We start from the raw sequence: 24,920 nt of genomic DNA on the forward strand, positions 1-24,920 counted from the left end.
CCGACCGTGCCACCGCCGGCGGGCGCCGGGCATCTCAACGTGTGCGCACTTCCTCGGGAGGTCGGGTGCCCCGCATATAGAATGAGCCGGTGCGTTCCGATCAACGCCTGGAAAGCCTGCTCGCGGAGCTGCGGCCCTCGGCCCTCGGCGCCCTGGTCCGGCGCCACGGACAGTTCGACGGCTGTGAAGACGCGGTGCAGGAGGCGCTCATAGCCGCTGCCACGCAGTGGCCGACCGAAGGCGTCCCGGACAACTCGCGAGCCTGGCTCCTGACCGTCGCCGGACGCCGCCTCACCGACTACTGGCGCAGCGACCGGGCCCGCCGCACCCGTGAGGTCACCGTCGCCTCGATGGCACTGCCCGAGGCGTCAGTGGCCCCGGCCCCCGACGACGAAGACCTGGTCTCCGTCGACGACGACACCTTGATGCTCCTGTTCCTGTGCTGCCACCCGGCGCTGACCCCGCCCTCACAAGTAGCACTGACCCTGCGCGCGGTCGGCGGCCTGACCACCGAGGAGATCGCCCACGCCTTCATGGTCCCGCAGGCCTCGATGAGCCGCCGCATCTCCCGCGCCAAGCAGCAGATCAAGGACGCCGGCATGACCTTTCGTATGCCGCCGGAACCCGAACGCCCCGAACGCACCCGCGCGGTCCTGCACGTCCTCTACCTCATCTTCAACGAGGGCTACACCGCCACCGCCGGACCCGACCTGCTGCGCCCGGACCTGACCGCCGAAGCCATCCGGCTCACCCGCCAGGCCCACCGCGTCCTGCCGGACAACGGCGAGGTCGCCGGACTGCTGGCGCTGATGCTCCTCACCGAAGCACGCCGCCCAGCCCGCACCCTGGCCGACGGCACCCTTGTCCCGATGGCCGAGCAGGACCGCTCCCAGTGGAACGGCGACCTCGCCGAGGAGGGCCTGGCGCTGGTCGTCGAGGCCCTGGCCCGCCCCGGCGTCGGCCTCTACCGCCTGCAGGCCGCCATCGCCGCGGTGCACGTCGAGACCCCGGAAGGCGGCGAGACCGACTGGCCGCAGATCCTGGCCCTGTACGACCTGCTGGAGCAGATCGCGCCCGGCTCGGCGGTGCGCCTGAACCGCGCGGTGGCGATGGCGATGGTCAAGGGCCCCCGCGAGGGCCTGCGCCTGCTGGAGCCGCTGGAGCAGGATCGTTGGATGAAGGGCAGCCACCGGCTCAGCGCGGTGCGGGCGCACCTGCTGGAGATGGACGGCGGTCTGGACAGGGCACGAGAGGCGTACCGGACCGCGGCACGGCAGGCCGCAAGTGGGCCGGAGCAGCGGTTTCTCATGGAGCAGGCGGAGCGGGTGGGGGCGGCATTGGAGGACGGGGCGGGGTAGGGGAACGCGGCTGGTCGGGTGCCGGCGGACGGCGACCGGGGGCTGACAACGGGGCACCGGGGACTGACAACCGGTGACCAGCAGCCGGCGAGCAGTTCCGGCTTGACCGGCACCGTGGTCCGGGCGACCGGGTCGAGCGTCTTCGAGCCTGCGCTGCTGTCGCTGAGCACTCTGGCGGATGCTCGCGCGACTGCCCGGCTCGCACCCTGAGAAGCAGAGCCGCCCGGACCACTAAGGGGAGTTCATGCTCGACACCGCGCCCATCGCCTTCCCTGGCGACCCCGCCTACGACGCCGCCACCGGCGTGTTCAACCTCGCCGGCCCAGCGCACCCCGCCGCCGCGCTCACCACCACCGGCCTCGCCGACGTGCGGGCTGCGATCAGCTATGCGTCGGCGCGCGGCCAGGGCGTTCGCGTCCACACCACAGGCCACTCCGCCGGCGCAGCCACCTCGATGACCGGCGCCCTCCTGATCCGTCCCATCCTGCCCGGCGGCGTCGAGATCGACCCTGACCGCCGTCTGGCCCGCATCCCCGCGGGCACGCCCTGGAGCGCCGTCGTCCAAGCCGCCGCACCCCACGGCCTCGCCGCGCCCCACGGCACCTCGGGCACCGTCGGCGCCATCGGCTACCTGCTGCACGGAGGCGTGAGCCTCTACGGCCGCAAACTCGGCCTGGCCGCCAACCACATCCGCTCCGTCGAGCTCATCACCGCAGACGGACACGTGCGCTGCGTCAGCGCTGCCGAGGACCCCGAACTCTTCTGGGCCATACGCGGCGGAGGCGGCGGCTTCGGCGTCGTCACCGCCGTCGAGATCGAGCTCTTCCCGGTGACCGATCTCGTCGCCGGCGCAGCCTTCTGGTCGTGGGAGCACGCCGAGGCCGTGGTCGGCGCCTGGTACGACTGGACGCTGCACGCGCCCGACGAGGTCTCCACCTCCCTGCGCGTGATGAACCTGCCGGACCTGCCGGAGATCCCGCCGATGCTCAAGGGCGGTCCGGTGGTGTGCGTCGCCGGCGTCGCCCTGGCGGCCGCCTGCGCACACGACCTGCTGGACCCGCTGCGCAAGATCGGCGAGCCGGTACTCGACACCTGGCAGGACTGCGGTCCCGAACTGGTCCCGGACGTCCACATGGACCCCGACGAGCCCGGCACCTTCATCGGCGACCACCTGCTGCTCGCCGAGCCGGGCCGCGAAGGAATCGCCGAATTCCTGCGGATGACCGGCGAAGGCTCCGGCTCGCCCCTGATCGCCGCCGAGCTACGACAGCTCGGCGGGCGCATGGCCGTCGCCGCCCCGGCCGGCGGCGTGCTGAACCGCCTGGATGCGCGCCTGGCCTACATGGGCGCCGGCGTCCCGGAGCTGCGCGGCACGCCGGAGGAGATCATCGAACACTGCGACAAGGTGCGCGCCGCCCTGGGCCCGTGGGATACGGGCCAGACCGCGCCCGGCTTCGTGAAGGGCTTGGACCGGCCGCGCGGGCACCTGTCCGAAGCCGATGTCCGGGCGGTCGAGCGGGTCCGGGCGCGCGTGGACCCCGACGGCCTGTTCCGGGGCGACGCGATGCCGGAGACCGTGATCGTGCCCTGACATCGGCACGCAGGAAGACGACCAGGACCTCGTGCCCTGCGATCGTCGGAGACATGCCCCAGGTGATCGCAGACATCTCCGTCTCCCTCGACGGCTTCGTCGCCGGCCCCGACGACAGCTCCGACCGCCACGCCCTGGGCATCGGCGGCGAACGCCTCCACCAATGGCTCTTCGAACTCGACACCTGGCGCGCCCGAGCCGGGCGCGAGGGCGGCGACCGGGGAGTCGGCGCCGACATCATGGGCGAGTACTTCACCCGCACCGGCGCCGCCGTGATCGGCCGCCGTATGTTCGACCACGGCGAGAAGGCGTGGGGCGACGAACCGCCGTTCCGCGTAACGGTCTTCGTCGTGACGCACCGGCCGCTGCCGCCGCGCCCGATGTCCGGCGGCACCCACTTCGAGTTCGTCACCGGCGGCGTCGCGGAGGCAGTCGGGCGGGCCGTCGCCGCGGCCGGAGCGCAGGGCAAGAACGTGGCGGTGATGGGCGGCGGACAGGTGATCGCCGCTGCCCTGGCCGCCGGTGTGCTGGACGAACTGCGCCTTCACGTTGTGCCCGTGCTGCTCGGTGGCGGCCGCCCCCTGTTCGCAGAGCCCATGGATCCCGCGATCGCGTTGGAGACGACGCGCGTGGAGCTGTCGTCCGGCGTGACCCATGTATTCCATCGCGTTCTCAAGTAGGAAGGAAGGCACAGATGCTCTCCGACAAGGTGATGCTGGTGACCGGCGTCGGCCCCGGCCTCGGCCGCGAGATCGCGGTCCGCGGCGCCGCGGCCGGGGCCGACGTGGTCCTGGCGGCCCGCACCGAGACGGTCCTGACGTCGGTGGCCGCCGAGGTCGAGTCCCACGGCCGCCGGGCGCTGGCGGTCCCCACCGACATCCTCGAACCCGACGCCTGCCGAGCGCTGACCGAGCGTGCCCTGGACACCTTCGGCCGGGTGGACGTGTTCGTCAGCAACGCTTTCGCACCCCCGACGATGGGCGACCTGGCGACGATGGACCTGGACGACGTGCGCGCCTCGCTGGAGACGGACGCCCTGGCCGCGCTGCGCCTGGTCCAGCTCCTGGCGCCGACCCTGACCGGACACGCAGGTTCGGTCGTGATGGTCAGCTCGGCGGTGGTGCACCACTCCCGCCCCAACTTCGGCGCCTACAAGGCTTCGAAATCGGCGCTGCACTCACTGGCCGGCAGCCTGGCCACCGAGCTGGGCCCGAGCGGCGTCCGGGTCAACACCGTGGTGCCGAACTACATCTGGAGCGAGGGGCTGAAGGGCTGGTTCGCGATGCAGGCCGCTGAGCGGGGGGTGACGCTGGAGGACGTCTACGCCGAGACCGCGGCCGCGTTCGACCTGCGCCGGCTGCCCGACCCGGGCGACGTCGCCAACGCGGTGCTGTACCTGGCCTCGGACCTGGCCAGGGCGATCACCGGGCAGAGTCTCAACGTCGACGCGGGCGAATTCCACTCATAGTGCCCCTCCCGGCAAGCTTTGCCCCGTCGCGCCGCCCAGCACGCACTCCCCCAATGCCTTGAGGGCCAGGGGGGACCCCCTTCTGCGTTGGCCGAAAGCCCTGGTGGCTCCTTCCCCAAGCTCTCAACTTCGTTCGAGCAGGGGAGGCCCCATTCAAGGAATTCCGGCCGCCTTGCGATCGCACGCACTGGACGACGCTCCTTCCGGGCAAACATTGCCGGTCGCGGCACTGGCAGGGCTTCGTCGGGTTGACACCGGTGCCGGGATGTCACGGTGACAGGAGGGGCAGCCACCGGTCCTGACCGCGAGAAGGACCTGAACCTCGCGGACAACCTGATGGACACTCAGGCCGGTGCCGCCCCTTTCGGGGAACGGGCCAGGCGCTGGAGAGCACAGAAGGGGTGTGCGGCACCGACGAGGGTGACGTGATGGCGCCGGCCGTTCCAGGCGCGGCCTTCGAAGTGGGCCAGGCCCCGGGCCACCACGTCTCCCCGGCGCCCGCCGCCCGACCCGACCTCGAACACCAGCCCCGGGCCGTGTCCGCGAGGCTGCCCGGCTCGCCGGCCTCCTGATCGTCATGTGCGCGGCCCACCGCGCTCGGACCGACTGGTGGTGCAGGACCCCGGCGGACACGGCCCGGGCCCGCACCCTCCTCGATCTCGTCGCGCGAGAAGCGGAGCCAACGGCTTTCCCGACCGCCGGTCACCGGTGTCGGTGGTCGCCTGCGACCACCGACATTGGTTGGGGACTACGCATCCGGTGCGGGCCGACGACGCGCGCTCGCCAGCCTGAGCTGGGCAAACCCACGGTTGGCCACGGTAGTGAGCAGCACGGCGGAACTGGCGTGCGTACGCCCGGTGGAGAGGTCGCGCCAGACCCGTTCCAGGCGAGTTCCCTCACGTACGGCATGGCTGCCGGCGGTCGGCTGGAGAATCTCGTCAACGGCCCGCCAGGCCAGCTCCGTGGCCTCTCGACAGGTGATCGCGATCCGCACGTCTTCCTCGGCGGTGAACGCCCCGACCGGCAGCCCGGACAGCTCGTGCCAGCGTCGCGACGCCGCGAGAACCAACGTCTCGGCGGCGTCGATCATGCCGCTGGCCTTCCCGTACCAGAGCTGAAAGTCGGGATCCTCCGCCCTGGGCAGGAACGGTGGGATGATCGTGGTGCGGGAGAACATCAGCTCCGTGTACGCGTCGAGCGCGCCCTGGCACATGCCGACCGCGATGTGCGCGCCCTCCAGAGCCATCGAGCTCGCCGGCGCGCCCCCGTACTGCGGGTGCGCGTGCAACTCGCGCCCCGGGGTGCCCTCGGTCACCGAGATCTCCTCGAAATTGACCTCGATGCCGAAGTGATCGGGGATGTGCCCGCCGGAGATCCGGATGCTGTGCGAACCGCTGCCCTTGAGGCCCAGCTGCCCACCCCAGTCGTCGAGCATCTCCCATTGATCGCGGGGGGCGATGAACAGCAGCCGGCGTGGCGGGTTCGCATCATCCCCGGCGATCACGGTATTGCCGATCAGATGGGTCGCGTACGGCGCGCCGGAGCAATACCTCCACACACCGTCCAGGATCCAGCCGCCGTCCTCGGCGCGCGTGGCCGTTCCGTACGGGGCGTTGACGAGCGGCGCGATGAAGTCGCCGCCGCCGAAGATCTCGGCCTGCGCCTTCTCCTCGAACATGCTGCCGGCGAACAGCGAGTGCGCGGCCCCCAGGCAGAACATCCAGCCCGTGGAAGGGCAGGCACGGCACAGGACCATCGCGACCTGCAGGAACGTGTCGAAGCCGAACTCGTAGCCGCCGTACCGCTTGGGCACCGTGATGCGGTAGAAGCCGGCGTCCCGGAACGCCCGATGGGTGTCCTCGGCGTAATAGGTTCGCTGCTCGGTCTCGTGCTGGCGCGCCACCAGGGCGGGCACCATGGCCTTGGCCCGCTCGATCAGCACGGCCGGGGTGACGTCGGCCTCGGACGGCTTGGCCGCGCCCCGCGCGGCGTTCTCGGTGTCGGTCATGGCGCCGGCCCTCAGATCGCCGAGTCCGGGCCGGCGACCATTTCGCCGATCACCTCAAGGAACCCGGCTGCCTGATCGTCGACCTCGGCCTGCTCGAAAAAGTGGCGGCTGAAGCTGAGCCCGCCGACCACTTCGGTGTCGCTCAGGTGCATCGACCAGATCATGCCGTCCGGAGTGTCGGAGCCGAGCGGCTGCGGGATGACCCGCCGCCAGATCGCCGTGTACTCGAGGTCGCCGATCCGGTCGCCCTGCATCAGGTAGGGCGGCTGGACGGCCTGGAACAGGGTCGGCACCGCGTCGGGGCCGGCCGAGGACATCAGCTCGGGCGCCTCGGCGAGGATGTGCAGCAGCGGCAGCTCGTGCGAGAAGGCGCCGATGCAGGCCTTCCTGGTGCGGGCGACGACATCGCGGAAGGTCCGGCAGCCGTCCAGCTTCACCCGCAGCGGGGTGAAGTTGAAGAACGACCCGACCGTGGACTGGAAGCGGTGCTCACGGCCCGGCGTGAAGGTGGGCACCACGATGTCGGTCGCCCGGGTACGACGGTTCACGAAGACGGTGAACGCGGCGAGCAGCACCATGAACGGCGAGCTGCGCGTCTCCTTGGCCAGCCGGGACACCGACGCGCTCAGGTGCGCGTCGGTGGTGAACCGACGATAACTCGTCGCGGGGGACTGCCCGGTGGGGTGCACCGGCGCGACCAGGATCTTGGCGCCGCGCAGCGTCTCGCGCCAGTACGCCCGTGAAGCCGCCACCGCCGGCCCGTCGGCCTCCTCCTGCTGCGCGGCGACGTAGTCCCGGTACTGGGCCACCTCGGGCAGCTGCGGCTCGTTCCCGGCCGCGCGAGCCGTGTAGCACTCCGCCAGGTCCCGCAGGATCACCTGGATCGACCAGACGTCGGCGGCGCTGTGGTGGGCGCACAGAACCAGAACGGAGTCCTGCTCGTCGAAGCGGCCGAGAACGGCCCGCAGCAACGGGACCTGGTCGGCCGGGAACGACCGGGTCTCCGCCTGGATCATGAGCTGCTCGGCGCGCCGGTCCCGGTCCGCGCCCGGCGACTCGTCCAGGTCGACCAGCTCCAGCTCCGGCTGTACGGCGGGCAGCACGCTCTGCGCCCCCCCGTTCTCCAAGTGCACCACGGTGCGCAGCGCCTCATGCCGCTCGACCACATCGGCCAACGCCAGACGCATGGCCCGCACGTCGACGCGGCCGTGGACCCGCCACGCGAAGACCTCCGTGTAGTGCGGCCCGAACGGCCCGGTCTTGAAGCCTTGGGCGAACATGCAGAGAAACTGCTGCTGCAGTGAGAGCGCCGCAGTTGCCTGCTGGGATTCCGAAGTCGTGGTCATGTGGGATCTCTCCTCAGAAAAGGCGAACGCTGCCGTTGTGGAGGGCACCGATCAGCGTGTCGCGTTCGAGTTCGGCGGCGACCGGGCCATGCCGACCACGCCCTGGTCGTCGCCGTTGGACGGCACGCTGTGAATGCCGGCCGGGCCGATCGTCCGGTTCTTCGCGACCGGCGTGGTGGCCGGGTACTGCGCACGTCCGTCACGAACGGATCGGCTGGCCGCAGCAGTTCGCGCCGTGGAAGATCTCCTGGTCGGTGAAGAACAGCGGGACGTCGTCGGCCGGCACGACCGGGCGCAACGGATGGGTCAGTGCACTGCTACGTGGCCGCGTCTCGATTCTCATCACCGCTCCGAGGGCCGCGCATCTTCGTGATTGCGCCCCCACCCACCCGCCCACGACCGGCAGATTCAACCAGAGGACAACGGCCGCCCGTCCGCACGCCATGGCGGACCTCCGATACGTCGGCGCCGACGGCACCGGCCTCTGCACGAGGGGTGCGAGTGGAACTCCGGCAGCTCACACGGGCGTGCGTGCCGTAAGGAGCTGAGGAATTGAGCGCCAGGACGGTGCCGGACGAGAATGCCGTCGCGTCGGCGCCGGCCCCGGTCCGGGGGAGCCGCTCGCGGCTGGGGTCGGCGATCCACCGCAGGCCGACATCACGCTCCTGCCCGGTCAGCACGTATCCCTGCTGCGCCGCGTCCTGGCGGGTCAGTTCCGGGGCTTCTGGACGGTGACAACCGCATAGCCGATCTGGTCCGCCCCCGGTGCGAAGAAGTTCTCCAGCGTCTGCCGGAGTCCGTCGACGGCGGCCTCGCCGAACCGGCCGACCAGCTCGTCGCGCCGCGTATCCACGGCCTGCAGGTACTTGGGGCCCATCCCGAACACCCGCGGCCCGCACTGCAGGTACTCCACCGGCTCGAACCCGGCCTCTCGCAACGTGTCCAGCCACTCGGCCACCGACAGCATCCGCTTCGCCCCGAAGTCGGCGGCGAACTGGCCGGCGGCCGCGACGCCGAGCCCTTCCCGGGTGGGCTCGGTCAAGGACAGCAGGCCGCCGGGGCGCATCGCCCGGTGCAGGCTGCCGAGCGTATGCCCGAGGTCACCGACGTAGACGAGGGACTCCATCGCCACCACCGCGTCGAAGCTGCCGTCCGGGAAGTCCAGCGAACTGTAGTCGCCGACCCGGAACGTGACCTGGTCGGCCAGCCCGGCCGCCCGGACCCGGGCCCGTGCCTCGGCCACCTGGCGGGTGCTGATATTGACGCCGGTGACCTGCACCCCGTACTCGGTGGCGAGCTGGATGGCCGGGGCCCCGAGACCGCAACCGACGTCGAGGACCCGATCACCCTTGCGCAGCCGCAGTGAATCCGCCACTTTGCGGGTCAGTCGCTGCGCCGCCTCGATCAGCGGAGCCTCGTCCTCGTCGTCGTACCAGTAGGCCAGATGCACCTGGCCGTCGTTGAACACATTCGACATGTCGGACGACTCGTCGAACATCTCGGCGATCTCGTCCGTCTCCGGCGTCTGGCCAGTGGTCGTCGCGCTCTCCATGGCTTCTCCTCTCGCGCTGGGACCAGATCCACCAAGCCCTGCCCCAGGGTCGCAGTGGTGGCAGTGGCAGGCATCTTCCTGCTTGCGCGGCCGCCGCTGAGGGCCGTGTCACAGCGCGCCGCCCCCGGCTCCCGGACGGGAGCCGGGGGCGGCGGTCACCCCGGTCAGGCGTTGTCGTCGGGCTTCGGCGCGAATCCGTCATGCAGGATCGGCCACATCTCGACCGGGCTCTCGCTCGCCCACGGCATGTCCGCCGCGATCTCGCGGGCCCGCTCGGCCGACTCCACCTCCAGGAGGTAGAGGCTGCAGACGAACTCCTTGGCCTCCAGGTAGGGGCCGTCGGTGGAGAACGGAGCGCCGTCCTTGTTCCGTACCAGCGTGGCCTCGCTCCTGTCGCCGAGGCCGTAGGCCGCGAGCAGCTCTCCGGAGGCCCTGTAGCGGGAGTTCCAGGCGTCCTGCTCCGCGATCTCCTTGTCCAGGACCTCGGCCGGGATCGAAGCCCACTTCTCCTCGTTGCCGTAGATCATGAGCAGGTATTTCATGTCAGCCCTCAGCCTCCTCGGGCCTCACGCGTGACGACCCGAACGAATGTTTGAAGTCCGGTGGAAGCGATCGGCTGGATCACGTTACTCACCTTACGAAAGGCCACTGTACGAGATCCAGCGGAGGACGCCCGGGGTCCACGCAGAGCGTGCCGGTAAACCGCGCTGCAGCTCAATAACACGCGGCTTGTGAGTGATTCCGGTGTGGGAGAGGCCGGTTGGGACGACGAGCGGACGGTGATGGTCTGCCCGGGACCCGCGCATCCGAAGAAGGACCGGCACCGGCGTCACGGCGATCGGTCCCGTTCGGCGAGAGCCGAGTCCGCACCGTGGAAGACGCCCGCGGCGGCGCCCACTGCACACCATAGGAGTGACCGGTACCTATCCGTCCTCACAGGAGGCAGACGTGGACGACGATCCGCTCTTCGTCATCGATCCGGCCGGGACCGACATCCACGGCGAGGCGGCCCGGCTTCGGGCCCGCGGGCCGGTCACCCGGGTGCTGCTGCCCGGCGGAGTCGAGGCCTGGTCGGTGACCGGCTACCACGCCGCCCGGCAGGTCCTGGCGGACGAGCGGTTCGCCAAGAACGCCCGGCGGCACTGGCCGGCGTACGTCGAGGGCACCCTCGGCCCGGACTTCCCGCTGATCGTCTGGGCTCGGATGGACAACATGTCCACCGCGGACGGTGAGCCGCACGCCCGCCAACGCCGTCTTGTCGCCGGTGCGTTCAGCCCGCGGCGGATTGCCATGCTGCGACCGCGGGTCGAGCGGATCGTGACGCGCGCGCTGGACGAGCTGGCCGACCATGCGGCCGAGCGGCCGGGCGAGCCGGTCGACCTCAAGCTGCGGTACGCGCACCCGGTGGCGTCGCGGGTGATCGGCGAGCTGCTCGGCGTGCCCGACGGCGACCCGGACGGCATCCTGGACCGCGCCGGGTACGTCGAGCCGAACCCGCAGAAGGCGGCCGTGGAGTTCGCCTCGCTGCGGAGCAAGATCGAGGCCCTGGTCGCGGAGAAGCGCCGCCAACCGGGGGAGGACCTGATCAGCGATCTGGTCGCGGCCGAGCCGAGCGGGTGCCCGGTGTCCGGGGCGGACGGCGGGTCCGATGCCGAACTGGTCGGGCTGGCGCAGCTGATGCTCAACACCGGCGCCGAACCGGCCAGGAACCTCATCACGAACACCGCGCTGGCGCTACTCACCCGGCCCGGCCAGCGCGCCCTGGCAGCGGGCGGCGAGGTGGACTGGGACGACGTGGTGGAGGAGACGCTGCGCACCGACGCACCGGTCGCGCACCTGCCGTTCCGGTTCGCGACGGAGGACGTCACGATCGCCGGCGTGACCATCTCCCGGGGCGACCCGGTGGTGGTCGGTTACGCCGCGACCGGCCGCGACCCGGAGCTGCACGGCGACGCCGCGGGGGAGTTCGACGCCCGGCACGCGGACAAGCGGCACGTGGCGTTCGGCCACGGCGTCCACCGGTGCGTCGGCCCGGCGCTGACCCGGATGGAGGTGCGCATCGCGGTGGAGGAGCTGTTCACGCGCTTCCCCCGGCTGCGGCTGGCGGTGGAGCCGGGCGAACTGGCCGGCCAGGGCACATTCATCATGAACGGCCGACTCGAGCTGCCGGTCCATCTCCGATGAGGACAGCAGGTCCCTCCACGCGCTGATACGGCGTCATGGCCGACCGCCCTCGGAACCCGAATCCACCGCCCGGATATCGCTGACATGAAGCTGACGGGCCGTCGGCGGACGCGGCAGCGGTCGGGCCCACGCGGGCGGATGGACGGGGCGGGTCGGTGTGGCGGCGGACCGTGGGCGGCGACGAACGGTTCGACGAACGCGTGACGACATCGCCACCGCCGGGGGAGAGGCGCCCGCCGCCCGGGGAGAAGAAGACAGCCGCCGAGCGCGCCATCCGCGCGTCGTGACTGCCGGCCCGGCGGCACGCGCAGTGGATGCTGACGACCTGTCAGGAAAGCCGGCGGCGCACCGGGCGGGCCGAGGGGGCGACGGCACCGGGCGATGCCGGCGGCATACCCGGATCCGGTGCGGGCGGACGGCGATGACAGCCGCACTCCAGGAGATGCCGCTGTTGGACGCAGTCGTCATTGTGTAGTCAGGAGCCGCTCGCTGTGAACCGGAGCCCCGATGTGGCGTGGTGTGCGGTCTGTCCGATTCCCATGCAGTGCCGAATGATTGATGGAGGCTGTCCATGACCGACCCCGCGTACCGGCATGTGCCGGCGACCGAGGTGCAGCAAGGGCTGTGGCTGTTGCGTGCGCTCGGTCAGGAGCCGACGCCGCGAAGCCGGACGTACCGGGTGGTCGGCGACCTGGACGTGGCGGCGCTGGCTGTGGCGTGGCGGTCGCTCGTGGACCGGCACGAGCAACTCCGGTCGGCGCTGGTACTGCGGGACGGCGTGCCGGTGCGGAGGGTCTGGGCGCGTGCCGGGACGCAGGCGTTTCGGCTGCGCGAGGTGGACAGCGGGCAGGCCGATGAGGCGCACTGCGGACCGGCCGGCGAGGGGGAGTCAGGGCCGGCCGGCGGCGGCGGGTCCGATCCGGTCGGCGTGCCGGGGGCACAGATGACGGTCACACGCTGCGGGCCCGAGGAGCATCGGGTCCGGTTGGCGGTTCCTGGCGCATTCGCCGACGAGGACTTCCTGGACACGCTGGTCGAAGAACTGTCCGAACTGTGCGCTGGGAGAGAGCTCCTGACAGACACTCCCCACGGCGGGGTGACCGCCGCGGAGGCCGAATCCCCTGAGGCATTGGCCTGGTGGGTCAATGCGCTGAACCCGCTGCCGAGCGAGCTTCCGCTGCCCGCGGACCGTCCGCGTCCGGATCGGGTCTCGGGACGGTGGGGAACGGCCGGCGCCCCGGCCGACCCGGAGCTCGGCCGCGCCGTCGCACGCTGTGCCGAAGCCAGGCGCAGCAGCCCGTACGTCGTGATGCTCACCGCATTCCAGGTCCTCCTGCACCGCTACACCGGAGGCGACCGGGTGGCTGTCGCGGTACCGGTCTCGCAGGGCGGGGCGGGCGCGGCGACGAACGTCCTGATCCTGCCGGCCGACATCCAGGCGAGGCAGAGCTTCAACGACGTCCTCGAGCGCGGCACGGCACTGGCCGCCGAGGCGATGGCGCGGCGTACCGTTCCGCTGGCGCGTGTGCTCGGGGCGCTGCCGGTTGTCCGCGACGTGCGGCGGGTGCCGTTGGGCGATGTCGTGTTCGACTATCGGGGGCGGCCGGAGCCGGTGTTGGCGATTCCCGGTGCGGTCGTCGAGCCCTGCCCGGAACACGGTGGGCCGGCACCGGCCGATCTGGTGCTGCGAGTCGAAGACAGCGGCAGCGGGCCGGCCGTCACCGTGCTCTACGACGCGGACCAGTTCGGGCCGGAGACTGCGCGGATGATCCTGCGACAGTTCCGTACGCTGCTTCGGCACGCCGTCCGGGCTCCGGACACCACCGTCGGTGAGCTGGCGCTCGACAGTCCCGGCAGAGCGGCACGCGCCGCCGACGAGGCTGACCGGCGGGCCGATGACGGCGCGCCCGGGTACACGATCGTGGAGGCGATCAGCAGGCGCGCGTCGCAGGACCCGGACGCGGTGGCCGTTGACGGTCCCGACGGCACGCTGACCTACCGTGCGTTGTACGCCACCGCGATACGGGTCGCCGAGGACCTGCGGGCCGCCGGGGTGCGGGCCGGTGATCCGGTTGTGGTGCGGCTGCCGGTGGGAGTGCGTCAGTATGCCGCATTGCTCGGGGTGTTGTCGGCCGGCGCACATCTGAGCTGGTTCGGGACCGCTGACAACGGAGACCGCGGCCGGGCAGTCCTCGAGGCGCTGAAGCCAGTGGCGATGCTGGTGGCCCCTGGAGCGACCGGAACCGCAGGAGCTGCCGCCCCCGGCCCCGACGAACTCCTCGACCGGTACCGCATGACCACCGGCGGCCAAGTCGTCACGGTGGGAGAGCCCGACCCGGCGCCGCGAGCATCCGCCCCCTCCTCGCCGCCCACGCCGCCGAGGCTCACCGACCGCGCCTACGTCGCCTTCACCTCCGGCACCACCGGCGTCCCGAAAGGTATCGCGCACAGTCACGCCGCGCTCGCGCAGTTCGCCGCGTGGATGGCCGCCGAGTTCGAGATCGGACCCGACGTACGCGTCGCGCAGTGGGTGGCCGCCGAACACGACCCTGCCCTGGCCGAGACGTTCGCAGCGCTCGGATCGGGCGCCACGCTGTGCCCGGTGCCCGAGAAGATCCGTGCCAACCCCGAACGCCTCCTGGACTGGCTGGCCGCCGAACGCGTCGGCGTACTCCAGACCGTGCCGAGCTTCGCCCGCGAACTGCTCCGCGTCCTCACCGAGCGCCGTTCCGCCGAACGACTGGGCACACTCAGGGCCCTGCTGTTGATGGGCGAAGCACTGCCCGGCGAACTCGCCGACGGACTGCTGGCCGCGCTGCCACTGGTCCGCATCGCCAACCTCTACGGCCCGACGGAGACCGTCGCCGCGACCTGGCACCCGGTTCACCGGCGGGCAGTACACGTCACCGGCGCGACCACCGGCCCGCCAAGCAGCGCGTCAGCCGGTACGTCAGCGAAGCCCGCCGCCGCCCCGGTCCCCATAGGCCGCCCCATCCCCGGCCGCGGCGTCCTCGTCGTCGACGAATCAGACCGCCTCTGCCCCGCCGGCGTCACCGGCGAACTGGTCATCACCGGCCCCTACGTCGCCGACGGCTACCTCGCCGACCACGACCACGCCGCCTTCACCCGCCTCCCGTCCATCGACGCACCCTGCTACCGCACCGGCGACCTCGCCCGCCGCCGCCCCGACGGCACCCTCGAATACCGCGGCCGCAAGGACAGCCAGATCAAGCTCTACGGCAGCCGGCTGGAGCTCACCGACGTCGAAGCGGCCCTGGCCGGGCACGCCACCGTCGCCGACTGCGCCGTCGTCGCCGGCGCCGACCGCGACGGCCTGGCCGTCCGCCTGGTGATCTGCGTCGTCCCGCGCAGCCCACCCGACGGCGAGCCGCAAGGCTCACCGAGCGAGTGGCGCACCCACCTGCGCCGACGCTTTGGCCGCTCGCTGCTCCCGGCCCTGTACCGCACCCTGGACCGTCTCCCGCGTACCGTCACCGGCAAGGTCGACCGCCCCCGGCTGGCGCGTACCGTTGCCGCCGCCGAGCGCGATGCAGCGGCCCGGCGCCCCGCGACCGGTACCGAGGCAGACCTCGCCGCGATCTGGGCGGACCTGCTCGGCACGCCGCCGGAGCACGCCGACCAGAGCTTTTTCGCCGTCGGCGGCACCTCCCTGTTGGTCCCGCAGCTGCTGCACCAGGTGCACCAGCGCTTCGCGGCCGACGTGACCGTCCCCCAGTTCTACGCACATCAGAGCCTGGCGGCCCTGGCGGCTCTGGTCGACCGAACCCGATGAAGGAGTACCTCGTGTCCACCACCCCCATCAGCGCTCCAGCCGTCCTGGACGGCGAGACGCTCGACATCCCTGCTGTCCGCCGCGTGGCCGAGCAGCGGGCCGAGGTGACGCTGTCGCCCCAGTCGCTGGCCAAGGCCGACAAGAGCCGCGCCGTGTTCGAGGACGTGGTCCGCGCCGGCACCCCGGTCTACGGCGTCACCACCGGCTACGGCGAGATGATCTACATGCTCGTCGACCCTTCGCGGGAGACCGAGCTGCAGACCAACCTCGTCCGCAGCCACAGCGCCGGCGTCGGTCCGTTCTTCCCTCACGACCAGGCACGTGCGATCGTCGCCGCGCGTCTCAACGCCCTGGCAAAAGGCTACTCGGCGGTCCGGCCGGAGATCCTGGAGCGGCTGGCCCTGTACCTGAACTCCGACCTGATACCGGCGATCCCGGAGATCGGCTCGCTGGGCGCCAGCGGAGACCTGGCTCCGCTGGCGCACGTGGCCTCCACCATCATCGGTGAGGGCTACTTCCTGGGCCCGGACGGCCGACGGCCGGTCGCCCCGGTGCTGCGCTCGCTCGGGATCACGCCACTGGAGCTGAAGTTCAAGGAGGGCCTGGCGCTGATCAACGGCACCTCGGCGATGACCGGGCTGGGCGCGCTGATCGTCGACCGGTCGCTGGAGCAGGTGCGGCACGCCGAGATCGTCTCGGCGCTGCTGGTGGAGGCGATGCGCGGGTCGATGGGGCCGTTCCAGCCCGAGGGCCACGACATCGCCCGGCCGCACCCCGGCCAGATCGACACGGCGGCGAACATGCGGGCCCTGCTGCGCGGCAGCGGGCTCACCGTGGAGCACTCGGACCTGCGCCGTCAGGTCGCCGCGGCCAAGGACGACGGGGACGTCACCCGGACCGAGATCTACCTGCAGAAGGCCTATTCGCTGCGGGCGATGCCGCAGGTGCTGGGCAGTGTCCGGGACACCCTGACGCACGCCACGGCCCGGGTGCAGACCGAGCTCAACTCCGCGAACGACAACCCCCTGTTCTTCGAGGACCACGAGGTCTTCCACGGCGCGAACTTCCACGGCCAGCCGGTGGCCTTCGTGATGGACTTCACCACGATCGCCCTGACCCAGCTCGGCGTGCTGGCCGAGCGGCAGCTCAACCGGGTCCTGAACCGGCACCTGAGCTACGGCCTGCCGGAGTTCCTGGTGGCCGGCGACCCGGGTCTGAGCAGCGGGTACGCCGGGGCGCAGTATCCGGCCACGGCGCTGGTCGCCGAGAACCGGACGATCGGCCCGGCCAGCACACAGAGCGTGCCGTCCAACGGCGACAACCAGGACATCGTCAGCATGGGTCTGATCGCGGCCCGAAACGCCCGGCGGGTACTGGCCAACAACCAGCACATCCTGGCCGTGCAGTTCCTGGCCGCGGCCTCGGCGGTGGACGTCTCCGGGCGCTACGACGGCCTGGGACCGGCCGGCCGCGCCGCCTATGACGCGGTGCGCTCGCTCGTGCCGCCGCTGAATCAGGACCGGTACATGGCTGACGACATCGAGACTGTCGCCGCCGCCCTGACCCGCGGGGAGTTCATCACCGCCGTCGAGGACTGCGGCGTGGAACTGCTCTGACACCGGCGTCCGCCGGCCCCGGGCCCGGCGGACCGACAGGAAGGCAGGACAGCAATGGCCACTCGGCCAATGACCGGCGAGGAGTACGTGGAAAGCCTTCGCGACGCTCGCGAGGTCTACGTATACGGCGAACGTGTCAAGGACGTCACGACGCACCCGGCGTTCCACAACCCGGTGCGCATGACCGCCCGGCTCTACGACGCCCTGCACGACGACCGCTACCGCGACGTCCTGACCTGCCCGGTCGACGGCGGCGGCGACGGGTACACCCACCGCTTCTTCACCACGCCGCGCAGCGCCGAGGACCTGGTCGCCGCCCAAGGCGCGATCGCGGCCTGGGCCCGACTGAGCTACGGCTGGATGGGCCGCAGCCCCGACTACAAGGCCTCCTTCCTCGGCACCCTCGGCGCCAACGCCGATTTCTACGGGCCCTACGCCGACAACGCCCGGCGCTGGTACCGCGAGTCGCAGGAGAAGGTCCTGTTCTGGAACCACGCCATCGTGCACCCGCCGGTGGACCGCGACCGGCCGCCGGACGAGGTCGCCGACGTGTTCGTGCACGTCGAGGCCGAGACCGACGCAGGACTCGTGGTCAGCGGCGCCAAGGTGGTGGCCACCGGCTCGGCGCTGGCTCACTACAACTTCATCGCGCACTACGGCCTGCCGATCCGCAAGCGTGAGTTCGCACTGGTGGCCACCGTGCCGATGGACGCCCCCGGCGTGAAGCTGATCTGCCGGCCTTCCTACACCGCGACCGCGGCCGTGGCCGGCAGCCCCTTCGACTACCCGCTGTCCTCACGGCTGGATGAGAACGACACGATCCTCGTGATGGACAAGGTGTTGATCCCCTGGGAGAACGTCTTCATCTACGGGGACCTGGGCAAGGTGCAGATGTTCACCGCCCGCTCCGGCTTCCCCGAGCGGTTCACCTTCCACGGTTGCATCCGGCTCGCGGTGAAGCTGGAGTTCCTGGCCGGTCTGCTGTCCAAGGCGCTGCAGGTCACCGGCACGCGGGACTTCCGCGGCGTGCAGAGCCGGCTGGGGGAGGTGCTGGCCTGGCGGAACCTGTTCTGGGGGCTGTCCGACGCGGCCGCGCGCAACCCGGTGCCGTGGAAGGACGGAGCGGTGCTGCCCAACGGGGACTACGGGATGGCCTACCGATGGTTCATGCAGGTCGGCTACCCGCGGATCCGGGAGATCATCCTGCAGGACGTGGCCAGTGGGCTGATCTACGTTCCCTCCAGCGCCGAGGACTTCCGCAACCCGCAGACGCGGCCGTACCTGGACAAGTACGTCCGCGGCTCAGGCGGGGTCACGTCCATGGAGCGGGTCAAGCTCATGAAGCTGCTGTGGGACGCGATCGGCAGCGAGTTCGGCAGCCGGCACGAGCTGTACGAGCGCAACTACTCGGGCAACCACGAGAACACCCGGGTCGAGCTGTACGCCAGTCAGCTGGCCTCCGGCCAGCTGGCCGGCTACGAGAAGTTCGCCGAGCAATGCATGTCCGAGTACGACCTGGACGGCTGGACGGTCCCGGACCTGGAGTCCTTCCCGGACCTCAAGAATCTGATCAACCGGCCCTGACACCACGGCGCGCACCGGCACGCCGGAAGACGCCGCGGCCGACGACCGCGGCCCAAGTGGCACGTATCCGCAAGGGGGAACATCCAGGGAGCTTCATGGACGGCACGAACGCGCCGTCGCGGCAGGAACTGCTCGGCCGCGCCACCGACGACGCGGCCGGTGAGCAGCCCGGCGAAAAGTTCCGCACGCGATGTCCGGTTCCCCGGGACGGCTCCGACCTATAGGTGGGAGCGTCCACGCCGGGCGCCCGATCGCGAGGAGCCCAACGATGAAGTACATGCTGCTGATCAACCTGAACCCGAAGGCCAACGAGGCGCTGAGCGAGGAGCAGCAGGCCGCCGTGGGCGCCGCCCACGAAAAGCTGATGGCGGTCACCAAGGAGGCCGGCGAGCTCGTCGCCGCGGAGGCCCTGGGCGAGCCCGCCAAGACCACCGTGGTCCGGGTGCGCGACGGCAAGACGGCCGCTTCCGAAGGCCCGCTGGTCGATGCCGAGGAGTACTTCTGCGGCTACTACATCGTCGACGTGGCCAGCAAGGAGCGTGCGGTCGAGCTCGCCGCCATGATCCCGGACGCGCAGTGGTCCGCCGTCGAGGTCCGGCCGTTCTTCGAGATGCCCGAGGAGGGCTGAGACGCCGGTAGCGCCTGGCTGGCGGCGGTCATCCGCCGCCAGCGGGGCGGCGCGCCGCCCCGGCGGCCGCGCCCGACAGGGCCTGGCGGAAGACACCCGACGGGATGTAGCGCTGCGTCACCACGTGGAAGCCGTGCGTGGTTGCCGTAGTAGAGTCCCCGCAGGACGTGCCCGACGGTTCCAGTCGGATGCCATGACGGCGGCGCCCTCCCCGGTCGTGACGCGGTGGCGGATATCGGCCATGGGGACCCCTTCCCGCAGAGGACCCCCTCCAGACCGTCCCACCGCGGAAACCGGCATGCCGGCGCATGTCTTGATCCGCGCTTCGGCTCCGACTGACAGGTATAGGAAGAGGACAGCGCCGACGGGTGCTGCTCAACGGAAGAAGAGAGACCATCATGAACAGCGACTTGGACCCCGCGGTCATCGCGTGCCTGCGGGCCGAAATCACCGGCGAGGTTTACGTGCCGGGCGACGAGGGATACGACGAGCTCACCGATCTGATCGTCCACACCGGGCACCCGGCCGTGATCATCCGAGTCCGCAGCAACGACGACGTGGCCCGCGGCATAGCCTTCGCGATCGAGCACGATCTGGAGATCTCCACCCGCAGCGGTGGCCATAGCAACGCCGGCTTCAGCACCAACGTCGGCGGCCTGGTCCTGAACCTGGCGCACCTGAACTCCATCGAGGTGGTGGACGAGTCCGAGCGTCTGGTCCGCCTCGGCGCCGGCGCGCAGTGGGCCCAGGTCGCCGCCGCGCTGGAGCCGCACGGCTTGGCCTTCACCTCCGGCGACACCACCAGCGTGGGTGTCGGCGGCCTGCTGGTCGGCGGCGGCATCGGCTGGCTGGCCCGTAAGTACGGCTTGGCCCTGGACAGCCTTGTGGCCGCGGAGGTCGTGACGGCCGACGGCTGCATCCTGTCGGCCAGTGCCGAGGAGAACCCGGACATCTTCTGGGCGATCCGCGGCGGCGGCGGCAACTTCGGCGTGGTGACCTCCTTCACCGTGGTGGCACAGCCGGTCGCACAGGTCTTCTTCGGCCAGATCTCCTTCGCCCCCGACGAGACCGCCGCCGTCCTGCGCGGCTGGGCGGCGCACATGGACTCCGCCCCCGAGGAGCTCACAGCCACCGCCATGTGCTGGCCGACCTTCGGCGAGGCCACCCCGCCCCTGGCCATCGTGGTCTGTTACGCCGGCGAGGACGAAGTGGCCGCCAACTTGGCCATCGACCCGATCCGCAAACTCGGCACCGTCGTGGACGACCAGGTCCGCCTGATGCCCTACGGCGACGCCCTCCAGCCCGCAGGCGACCTTCCCCCGGGCTGGCGCCCGCGCGTGCGCAACCGCCTCACCCCGGCCCTGACCGAGGACCTGGTCACGACGATCCTCACCGAACAGGCCAACCTCGAGAACCTGTATGTCGAGATCCGCAGCATCGGCGGCGCCCTGAACCGGGTGCCGCAGGACGCGACCGCGTTCCCCCACCGTTCCACCCAGGCAATGGTCATGGGCGTGCTGCTCGGCTCCCCGGAGGGGAACGAGCCGCTGCTGCCCGCCTACGAGGCGTTCTGGTCCGCGTTGGCCCCGTCGATGTCCGGCGCCTACAGCGGCTTCCTGAGCGACATCCTCCCGGCAGACATCGACGCGGTGTACCCGCAGCAGGTGTATCGACAGCTGGCGGCGCTGAAGCACGAGCACGACCCCTGCAACGTCTTCCACCTGAACGTCAACATCGTCCCGGCCGAAGCCGACCAGGACTGATCCTCGCGGCGCCGTGCATCGCGCACGGCGCCGCTCGGCATCCGTCCTCACACCGGCAGCACTCTCACCGGTACCCCGTTGAACACCGCGTTCCCCGACACCGGGTCCACCACCAGCTCATCGGTCAGCGCGTTGGCGTTGACACCGGCGTTCCTGCGCGCCACGGCCTGCCCGCTGTCCTTGTGGCCCCACCCATGCGGCAGACTCACCACCCCCGGCATGATCGTCTCGGTGGCCTCCACCGACACCTCGACCTCCCCGGCCGCGGACCGCACCCGCGCCCGGTCCCCGAGGCCGAAGCGGGCCACGTCCCGCGGATGGATCTGCAGCGTGCACCGGTTGCTGCCACCGACCAGCGAAGGCACGTTGTGCATCCAACTGTTGTTCGAACGCAGGTGCCGGCGTCCGATCAGCACCATCTCCGGAGCCGGGTCCCGCAGCCGATCCAGCAGGCGCCGCACGTCGGCGGCCAACGCCGCCGGCGCCAGGTCGACCTTCCCCGACGCGGTGCACAGGATCTCCGGCAGCCGCGGCTGGAGCGGACCGAGATCCAGGCCGTGCGGGGCCTGCCGCATCGCCTCCAGCGATAGACCGTAGGACCCCAGTTTCAGCAGCGCGTCCAGTATGCGCTCGGTCCCGTCGGCGCCGTCCAGGCCATCACGCAGCTCCGGTGCGGCCGCGAGCAGCTGCCCGAGCAGCATCTCCTCGCACACCTCGGGGTCGACGTCGGGGCCCTGACCACTCAGGATCAGCAACAGCTTGGCCAGGATCGCGGCCTCGGAGCGCTGGTCGTGACCCAGCGGCAGCACCGGCGGGGAGAAACGGGCGTAGTTGCGGACCATGATGATCTGCACCAGGAAGTCGAAGTGCGGGCTCTGCAGGATCCGCGGCGGTGGCAGGATCACGTTCGCGTGCCGGGTCGTCTCGTTCAGGTAGGGGTCGACGCAGACCATGAAATCCAGCCCGGACAGGGCCCGCGCCAGACGCGGGGCGCCCGGCGCGGACAGCGCCGGATTGCCCCCCACCGTGACCAGGGCCCGGATCTGCCCATCCCCGGGTGTCTCGATCTCTTCGGCCATCGTGGCGACCGGGAGCTCGCCGAGGACCTCCGGCAGACCGCGTACCCGGCTGTGCCACGCGCCGGTGGCGAACGGCTGTCCGCTGCGGAAGATCTCCAGGCCCGCGGTCTTGGCGAACATGACGCCGCCGACCCGGTCCAGGTTCCCGGTCAGGGCATTGATGACGTCGACCAGCCACTGCGCCGTCGAGCCGAACTCCGCGGTGCAGGTGCCGATCCGGGCGTAGACGGACGCCGACGGCGCCGCCGCGACCTCCCGCGCCAGCCGCACGGTCGTCGCCGCCGGCACGCCGCAGGCCCGCTCCACCGCATCCGGCGTGAAGTCACGGGCCAGGGACCTGAGTTCGGGGAGCCCGGTGACCTCCACGTCCAGAGAGGCCAGTCCCTCGGCCAGTAGCGTGTGCACGATGCCGAACAACAGGTACGCATCCGTCCCGGGGCGGATGAACAGGTGCTCGTCAGCGAGCTCGGCGGTGCGGGTGCGCCGCGGATCGACGACCACGACCTTGCCGCCGCGCTCCTGCAAAGCCCGCAGCCGGCCCTTGAAGTTCGGCGCCACGCACAGCGAGCCGTTGGACTCCACCGGGTTCGCCCCGAGGATCAGCATGTAGTCGGTGCGGTCGAGGTCCGGGACGGCCACGGCCATCGGATCGCCGAACATCAGGCCGCTGGCGACGTGCTTGGGCATCTGGTCGATGGTGCTGGCCGAGTACACGTTGCGGCTGCCGAGAGTCTGGGTCAGCGGCTGTCGGTAGAGGAATCCGGCCATGGTGTGGAACGTCGGGTTGCCGAAGTACAGCGCCACGGCGTCGCGGCCGTGCGCCGCCATGGTCTCGCCGAGCCCGCGGTGCACCTCGGCGAACGCCTCCTCCCAGCTGGCGGGCCGCAACTGCCCGTCGACCCGGACCAGTGGACGCGCCAGCCGGTCCGAATCCTCGTCGAGCTGGCCCAGCGCCGCCCCCTTCGGGCAGAGGAAGCCCTTGCTGAACGGGTCGTCCTGGTCGCCCTCGACCCGCAGTACGGAGCCGGCGTCGTCCAGGGTCAGCCGTAACCCGCAGGACGTCTCACACAGTGGACAGGTCCGGAGTGCAGTCTTCATGCTCGCTCCCGAGTTCGAGGGTGGGCCGACGCCCCGGGCGCAGCCCCACCCAGGCCACCGCCGGTCGGGTCGTCCGGGCCGTGGAAGTGGGGCAGGCGGACCTCACCGGCGTCGCACGGTCCGATCGCCTCCAGACGCTAGCAGCGGCGCGGCGCGGACCCTTCTCGCTGGATGCGAAGGCGCAGACCGGTTGGGCATTCCCGAAGATGTCGGCCGCCGCCGGGCAAGCGATCGTGGGGGCAGACCTGCCGAAGAGAGGATTCGCCATGGCTCCGAACGCCGAGCCGGCCACCGCCGCCGGACCGCTGACCGCCTTCCGTGAAGCAGACTCCGAAGCGCTGGCCGAGGCGTTCAGCCGCCTAGTCGGCACGTTCTGGACCGACGGAGTGCTGAACGATCCCGCCTCGGCACGAGAAGCCGTCCCCGATCTGCTGGTTGCCTGGGACGACGCCGACGCCGCGCACCGCGGCTACCTCGCGATCGCCCTCGGCCTGCTCGTCGAGGCCGAGTACCCGGTGCTCGGCGGCCCGGTCGCCACCGCCGTGCGCCGGGGCCTGGCCTCCTTCCTCGACGAGGTCCGCGGCACCACAGCCGTCACACCGCTCACCCTGGCGCTGCTGTACCTGCTCTCGCACTTCCCGGACGAGCGCGCCCGCGTCCGGTCCGCATTCAGCGGTGTGCCACTGGACCCCGACGACCGGACCCGACTGGACCGCGGGCTGACCCGGCTGGACCACCTCGACCCCGACCTGGGCCGGGCCTGGCCCTCCCCGTTCGACTGGGACATCGACGAGCAGGAGCGGGACTTCGACCGGGCCTGGATCAGGACCCTGACACCGGAGCAGATCACCGCGACCTGGGACGACGACACCCGCACGCTGTGGGCCACGGCCGGCGCCAAGGCCCTGTGGTCGGTGGCCAACGGAATGCCCACTCCGGTCGTCGACCAGAACCCGTACTGGTCGGCCCGGCACGAGCCGGCAGGCACCGCCGACAGCGCCACGTTCGCCCGGCACGAATCCGCGTTGCGCTGCACCTCCTGCCGGAGCGCCCTCACCTTCCAGGACAGGGGCGCGCGCTGCCAGGGCTGCGCCACCTTCTACCCCGTCGCCCCCGGTGGCATCCTCGACCTGTCCCGCCGGGAGCGCTCCGGCGCCGGCGTGAGCGACGCCGCCGAGGACATCGAGGCCGACGTGCTCCAGAACGCCGCCGTAATGAGCACCGTCGGCCAGCACTACGAGGTTGGGCTGCGCCCGGCCTTCCTGCGTGTCATGGGCCAGAACTGGGACGGCGGCATCACGCCGGCGATCGAGGACGCCTACATCGCCGACCGGCTGCGCACGGCCGCCGCCGCCCGCACCGATGCCCCCGTCCTGGACCTCGCGGCCGGCGCCGGCCGCTGGACCTGGGTGGTCGCCGACGCCGTCGGCGCCGACCGGGTCATCGCCCTGGACCTCAACGACGCCATGCTCCACTGGCTGCGCGGCCGACTGCCACACGTGGCCGCGGTCCGGGCCAGCGCCCTTGAACTGCCCGTCGCCGACAGCAGCCTGACCGCCGTCAACTGCTGGAACGCCCTGCAGGCGATGCCGGACGCGGCCCAGGTGATCGCCGAGATCGGCCGCTGCCTGAGGCCAGGCGGCACGTTGACCCTGATGACCTTCCGCTGGGCCGACGACCCGGTGTACCGCTACTTCCAACGCTCGCACATCTTCCCCGCCCGGCCTGAGGGCTACCTGCTGTTCGAGCCGCAGGAGATCCGCTCCTGGCTGGCCGCCGCCGGGTTGAGCGTGGTCGAGGAGTCCGGGCCGGGGACGTTCGTGTTCCTCACCGCGAAGCGGGAGGGCTGAGG

The 24,920-nt window shown here is 71.2% G+C and carries 17 protein-coding genes and 1 pseudogene; 12 read left to right on the forward strand and 6 right to left on the reverse strand.

The window, feature by feature from the left end:
* Window positions 1–89 precede the first annotated feature (89 nt).
* The 4 genes from OG936_RS39160 (at window position 90) to OG936_RS39175 (ending at window position 4,417) form a co-directional block, all read left to right on the forward strand.
* A complete protein-coding gene (locus tag OG936_RS39160) occupies window positions 90–1,358 on the forward strand; it encodes a sigma-70 family RNA polymerase sigma factor (RefSeq protein WP_331755369.1) in 1,269 nt (422 codons plus the stop codon).
* A gap of 244 nt (window positions 1,359–1,602) precedes the next feature.
* Entirely contained in the window at window positions 1,603–2,949 is a 1,347-nt protein-coding gene (locus tag OG936_RS39165; RefSeq protein WP_331755370.1) for an FAD-dependent oxidoreductase, read from the forward strand.
* A 53-nt stretch (window positions 2,950–3,002) separates the two neighbouring features.
* The gene (locus tag OG936_RS39170; RefSeq protein ID WP_331755371.1) at window positions 3,003–3,629 is read left to right on the forward strand and encodes a dihydrofolate reductase family protein; all 627 of its coding nucleotides are present in this window, start codon (window positions 3,003–3,005) and stop codon (window positions 3,627–3,629) included.
* A gap of 14 nt (window positions 3,630–3,643) precedes the next feature.
* The gene (locus OG936_RS39175; RefSeq protein WP_331755372.1) at window positions 3,644–4,417 is read left to right on the forward strand and encodes an SDR family oxidoreductase; all 774 of its coding nucleotides are present in this window, start codon (window positions 3,644–3,646) and stop codon (window positions 4,415–4,417) included.
* 748 nt (window positions 4,418–5,165) lie between these two features.
* Here OG936_RS39175 and OG936_RS39180 read toward each other — a convergent pair.
* From OG936_RS39180 to OG936_RS39200, 5 genes and pseudogenes are all read right to left on the reverse strand, one after another.
* Window positions 5,166–6,425: an acyl-CoA dehydrogenase family protein gene (locus tag OG936_RS39180; RefSeq protein WP_331755373.1), complete on the reverse strand. Its 1,260-nt coding sequence runs from the start codon at window positions 6,423–6,425 to the stop codon at window positions 5,166–5,168.
* 11 nt (window positions 6,426–6,436) lie between these two features.
* A complete protein-coding gene (locus OG936_RS39185) occupies window positions 6,437–7,771 on the reverse strand; it encodes a condensation domain-containing protein (RefSeq protein WP_331755374.1) in 1,335 nt (444 codons plus the stop codon).
* Between the two features lie 87 nt (window positions 7,772–7,858).
* Window positions 7,859–8,051 (reverse strand): annotated as a pseudogene (locus OG936_RS39190) (tyrosine 2,3-aminomutase); the annotation flags it as partial.
* A gap of 429 nt (window positions 8,052–8,480) precedes the next feature.
* Window positions 8,481–9,323: a class I SAM-dependent methyltransferase gene (locus OG936_RS39195; RefSeq protein ID WP_331755375.1), complete on the reverse strand. Its 843-nt coding sequence runs from the start codon at window positions 9,321–9,323 to the stop codon at window positions 8,481–8,483.
* 164 nt (window positions 9,324–9,487) lie between these two features.
* Window positions 9,488–9,865 (reverse strand): YciI family protein, encoded by a 378-nt coding sequence (locus OG936_RS39200; protein WP_331755376.1) that lies wholly within the window; start codon window positions 9,863–9,865, stop codon window positions 9,488–9,490.
* Between the two features lie 406 nt (window positions 9,866–10,271).
* Here OG936_RS39200 and OG936_RS39205 point away from each other — a divergent pair, with 406 nt between their 5' ends.
* From OG936_RS39205 to OG936_RS39235, 7 genes are all read left to right on the forward strand, one after another.
* The gene (locus OG936_RS39205; protein WP_331755377.1) at window positions 10,272–11,507 is read left to right on the forward strand and encodes a cytochrome P450; all 1,236 of its coding nucleotides are present in this window, start codon (window positions 10,272–10,274) and stop codon (window positions 11,505–11,507) included.
* A 571-nt stretch (window positions 11,508–12,078) separates the two neighbouring features.
* Window positions 12,079–15,300 carry an AMP-binding protein gene (locus tag OG936_RS39210; RefSeq protein ID WP_331755378.1) on the forward strand — a complete coding sequence of 1,074 codons (3,222 nt, stop codon included), beginning with the start codon at window positions 12,079–12,081 and terminating at the stop codon, window positions 15,298–15,300.
* Window positions 15,297–16,916 carry a tyrosine 2,3-aminomutase gene (cmdF, locus tag OG936_RS39215; RefSeq protein WP_331755379.1) on the forward strand — a complete coding sequence of 540 codons (1,620 nt, stop codon included), beginning with the start codon at window positions 15,297–15,299 and terminating at the stop codon, window positions 16,914–16,916. Before OG936_RS39210 ends, cmdF begins: the two co-directional genes overlap by 4 nt.
* Window positions 16,917–16,970: 54 nt before the next feature.
* The gene (locus OG936_RS39220; protein WP_331755380.1) at window positions 16,971–18,500 is read left to right on the forward strand and encodes a 4-hydroxyphenylacetate 3-hydroxylase N-terminal domain-containing protein; all 1,530 of its coding nucleotides are present in this window, start codon (window positions 16,971–16,973) and stop codon (window positions 18,498–18,500) included.
* 95 nt (window positions 18,501–18,595) lie between these two features.
* Complete coding sequence (locus OG936_RS39225; protein WP_406500867.1) at window positions 18,596–18,724, forward strand: hypothetical protein; 129 nt, start codon at window positions 18,596–18,598, stop codon at window positions 18,722–18,724.
* A 44-nt stretch (window positions 18,725–18,768) separates the two neighbouring features.
* Window positions 18,769–19,128 (forward strand): YciI family protein, encoded by a 360-nt coding sequence (locus OG936_RS39230; protein WP_406500869.1) that lies wholly within the window; start codon window positions 18,769–18,771, stop codon window positions 19,126–19,128.
* A gap of 398 nt (window positions 19,129–19,526) precedes the next feature.
* Window positions 19,527–20,891, forward strand: coding sequence for an FAD-binding oxidoreductase (locus tag OG936_RS39235; RefSeq protein ID WP_331755382.1), 1,365 nt, complete (start codon window positions 19,527–19,529; stop codon window positions 20,889–20,891).
* A 47-nt stretch (window positions 20,892–20,938) separates the two neighbouring features.
* Here OG936_RS39235 and OG936_RS39240 read toward each other — a convergent pair whose 3' ends face one another.
* Window positions 20,939–23,068 (reverse strand): molybdopterin oxidoreductase family protein, encoded by a 2,130-nt coding sequence (locus tag OG936_RS39240; protein WP_331755383.1) that lies wholly within the window; start codon window positions 23,066–23,068, stop codon window positions 20,939–20,941.
* A 266-nt stretch (window positions 23,069–23,334) separates the two neighbouring features.
* Here OG936_RS39240 and OG936_RS39245 point away from each other — a divergent pair, with 266 nt between their 5' ends.
* Entirely contained in the window at window positions 23,335–24,918 is a 1,584-nt protein-coding gene (locus OG936_RS39245; protein WP_406500871.1) for a class I SAM-dependent methyltransferase, read from the forward strand.
* The last annotated feature ends 2 nt before the right edge of the window (window positions 24,919–24,920 follow it).

Origin of the sequence: Streptomyces sp. NBC_00846 (assembly GCF_045207325.1) — a bacterium.
Taxonomy (GTDB): Bacteria; Actinomycetota; Actinomycetes; order Streptomycetales; family Streptomycetaceae; genus Streptomyces.

Bases quoted from the DNA above. Each gene is read 5' to 3' on its own strand.
- OG936_RS39170 (WP_331755371.1), top strand. From the start codon at position 3,003: ATGCCCCAGGTGATCGCAGACATCTCCGTCTCCCTCGACGGCTTCGTC.
- OG936_RS39180 (WP_331755373.1), bottom strand. From the start codon at position 6,425: ATGACCGACACCGAGAACGCCGCGCGGGGCGCGGCCAAGCCGTCCGAG.
- cmdF (WP_331755379.1), top strand. From the start codon at position 15,297: ATGAAGGAGTACCTCGTGTCCACCACCCCCATCAGCGCTCCAGCCGTC.
- OG936_RS39175 (WP_331755372.1), top strand. From the start codon at position 3,644: ATGCTCTCCGACAAGGTGATGCTGGTGACCGGCGTCGGCCCCGGCCTC.
- OG936_RS39235 (WP_331755382.1), top strand. From the start codon at position 19,527: ATGAACAGCGACTTGGACCCCGCGGTCATCGCGTGCCTGCGGGCCGAA.
- OG936_RS39245 (WP_406500871.1), top strand. From the start codon at position 23,335: ATGGCTCCGAACGCCGAGCCGGCCACCGCCGCCGGACCGCTGACCGCC.
- OG936_RS39240 (WP_331755383.1), bottom strand. From the start codon at position 23,068: ATGAAGACTGCACTCCGGACCTGTCCACTGTGTGAGACGTCCTGCGGG.
- OG936_RS39220 (WP_331755380.1), top strand. From the start codon at position 16,971: ATGGCCACTCGGCCAATGACCGGCGAGGAGTACGTGGAAAGCCTTCGC.
- OG936_RS39225 (WP_406500867.1), top strand. From the start codon at position 18,596: ATGGACGGCACGAACGCGCCGTCGCGGCAGGAACTGCTCGGCCGCGCC.
- OG936_RS39195 (WP_331755375.1), bottom strand. From the start codon at position 9,323: ATGGAGAGCGCGACGACCACTGGCCAGACGCCGGAGACGGACGAGATC.
- OG936_RS39210 (WP_331755378.1), top strand. From the start codon at position 12,079: ATGACCGACCCCGCGTACCGGCATGTGCCGGCGACCGAGGTGCAGCAA.
- OG936_RS39200 (WP_331755376.1), bottom strand. From the start codon at position 9,865: ATGAAATACCTGCTCATGATCTACGGCAACGAGGAGAAGTGGGCTTCG.
- OG936_RS39230 (WP_406500869.1), top strand. From the start codon at position 18,769: ATGAAGTACATGCTGCTGATCAACCTGAACCCGAAGGCCAACGAGGCG.
- OG936_RS39185 (WP_331755374.1), bottom strand. From the start codon at position 7,771: ATGACCACGACTTCGGAATCCCAGCAGGCAACTGCGGCGCTCTCACTG.
- OG936_RS39165 (WP_331755370.1), top strand. From the start codon at position 1,603: ATGCTCGACACCGCGCCCATCGCCTTCCCTGGCGACCCCGCCTACGAC.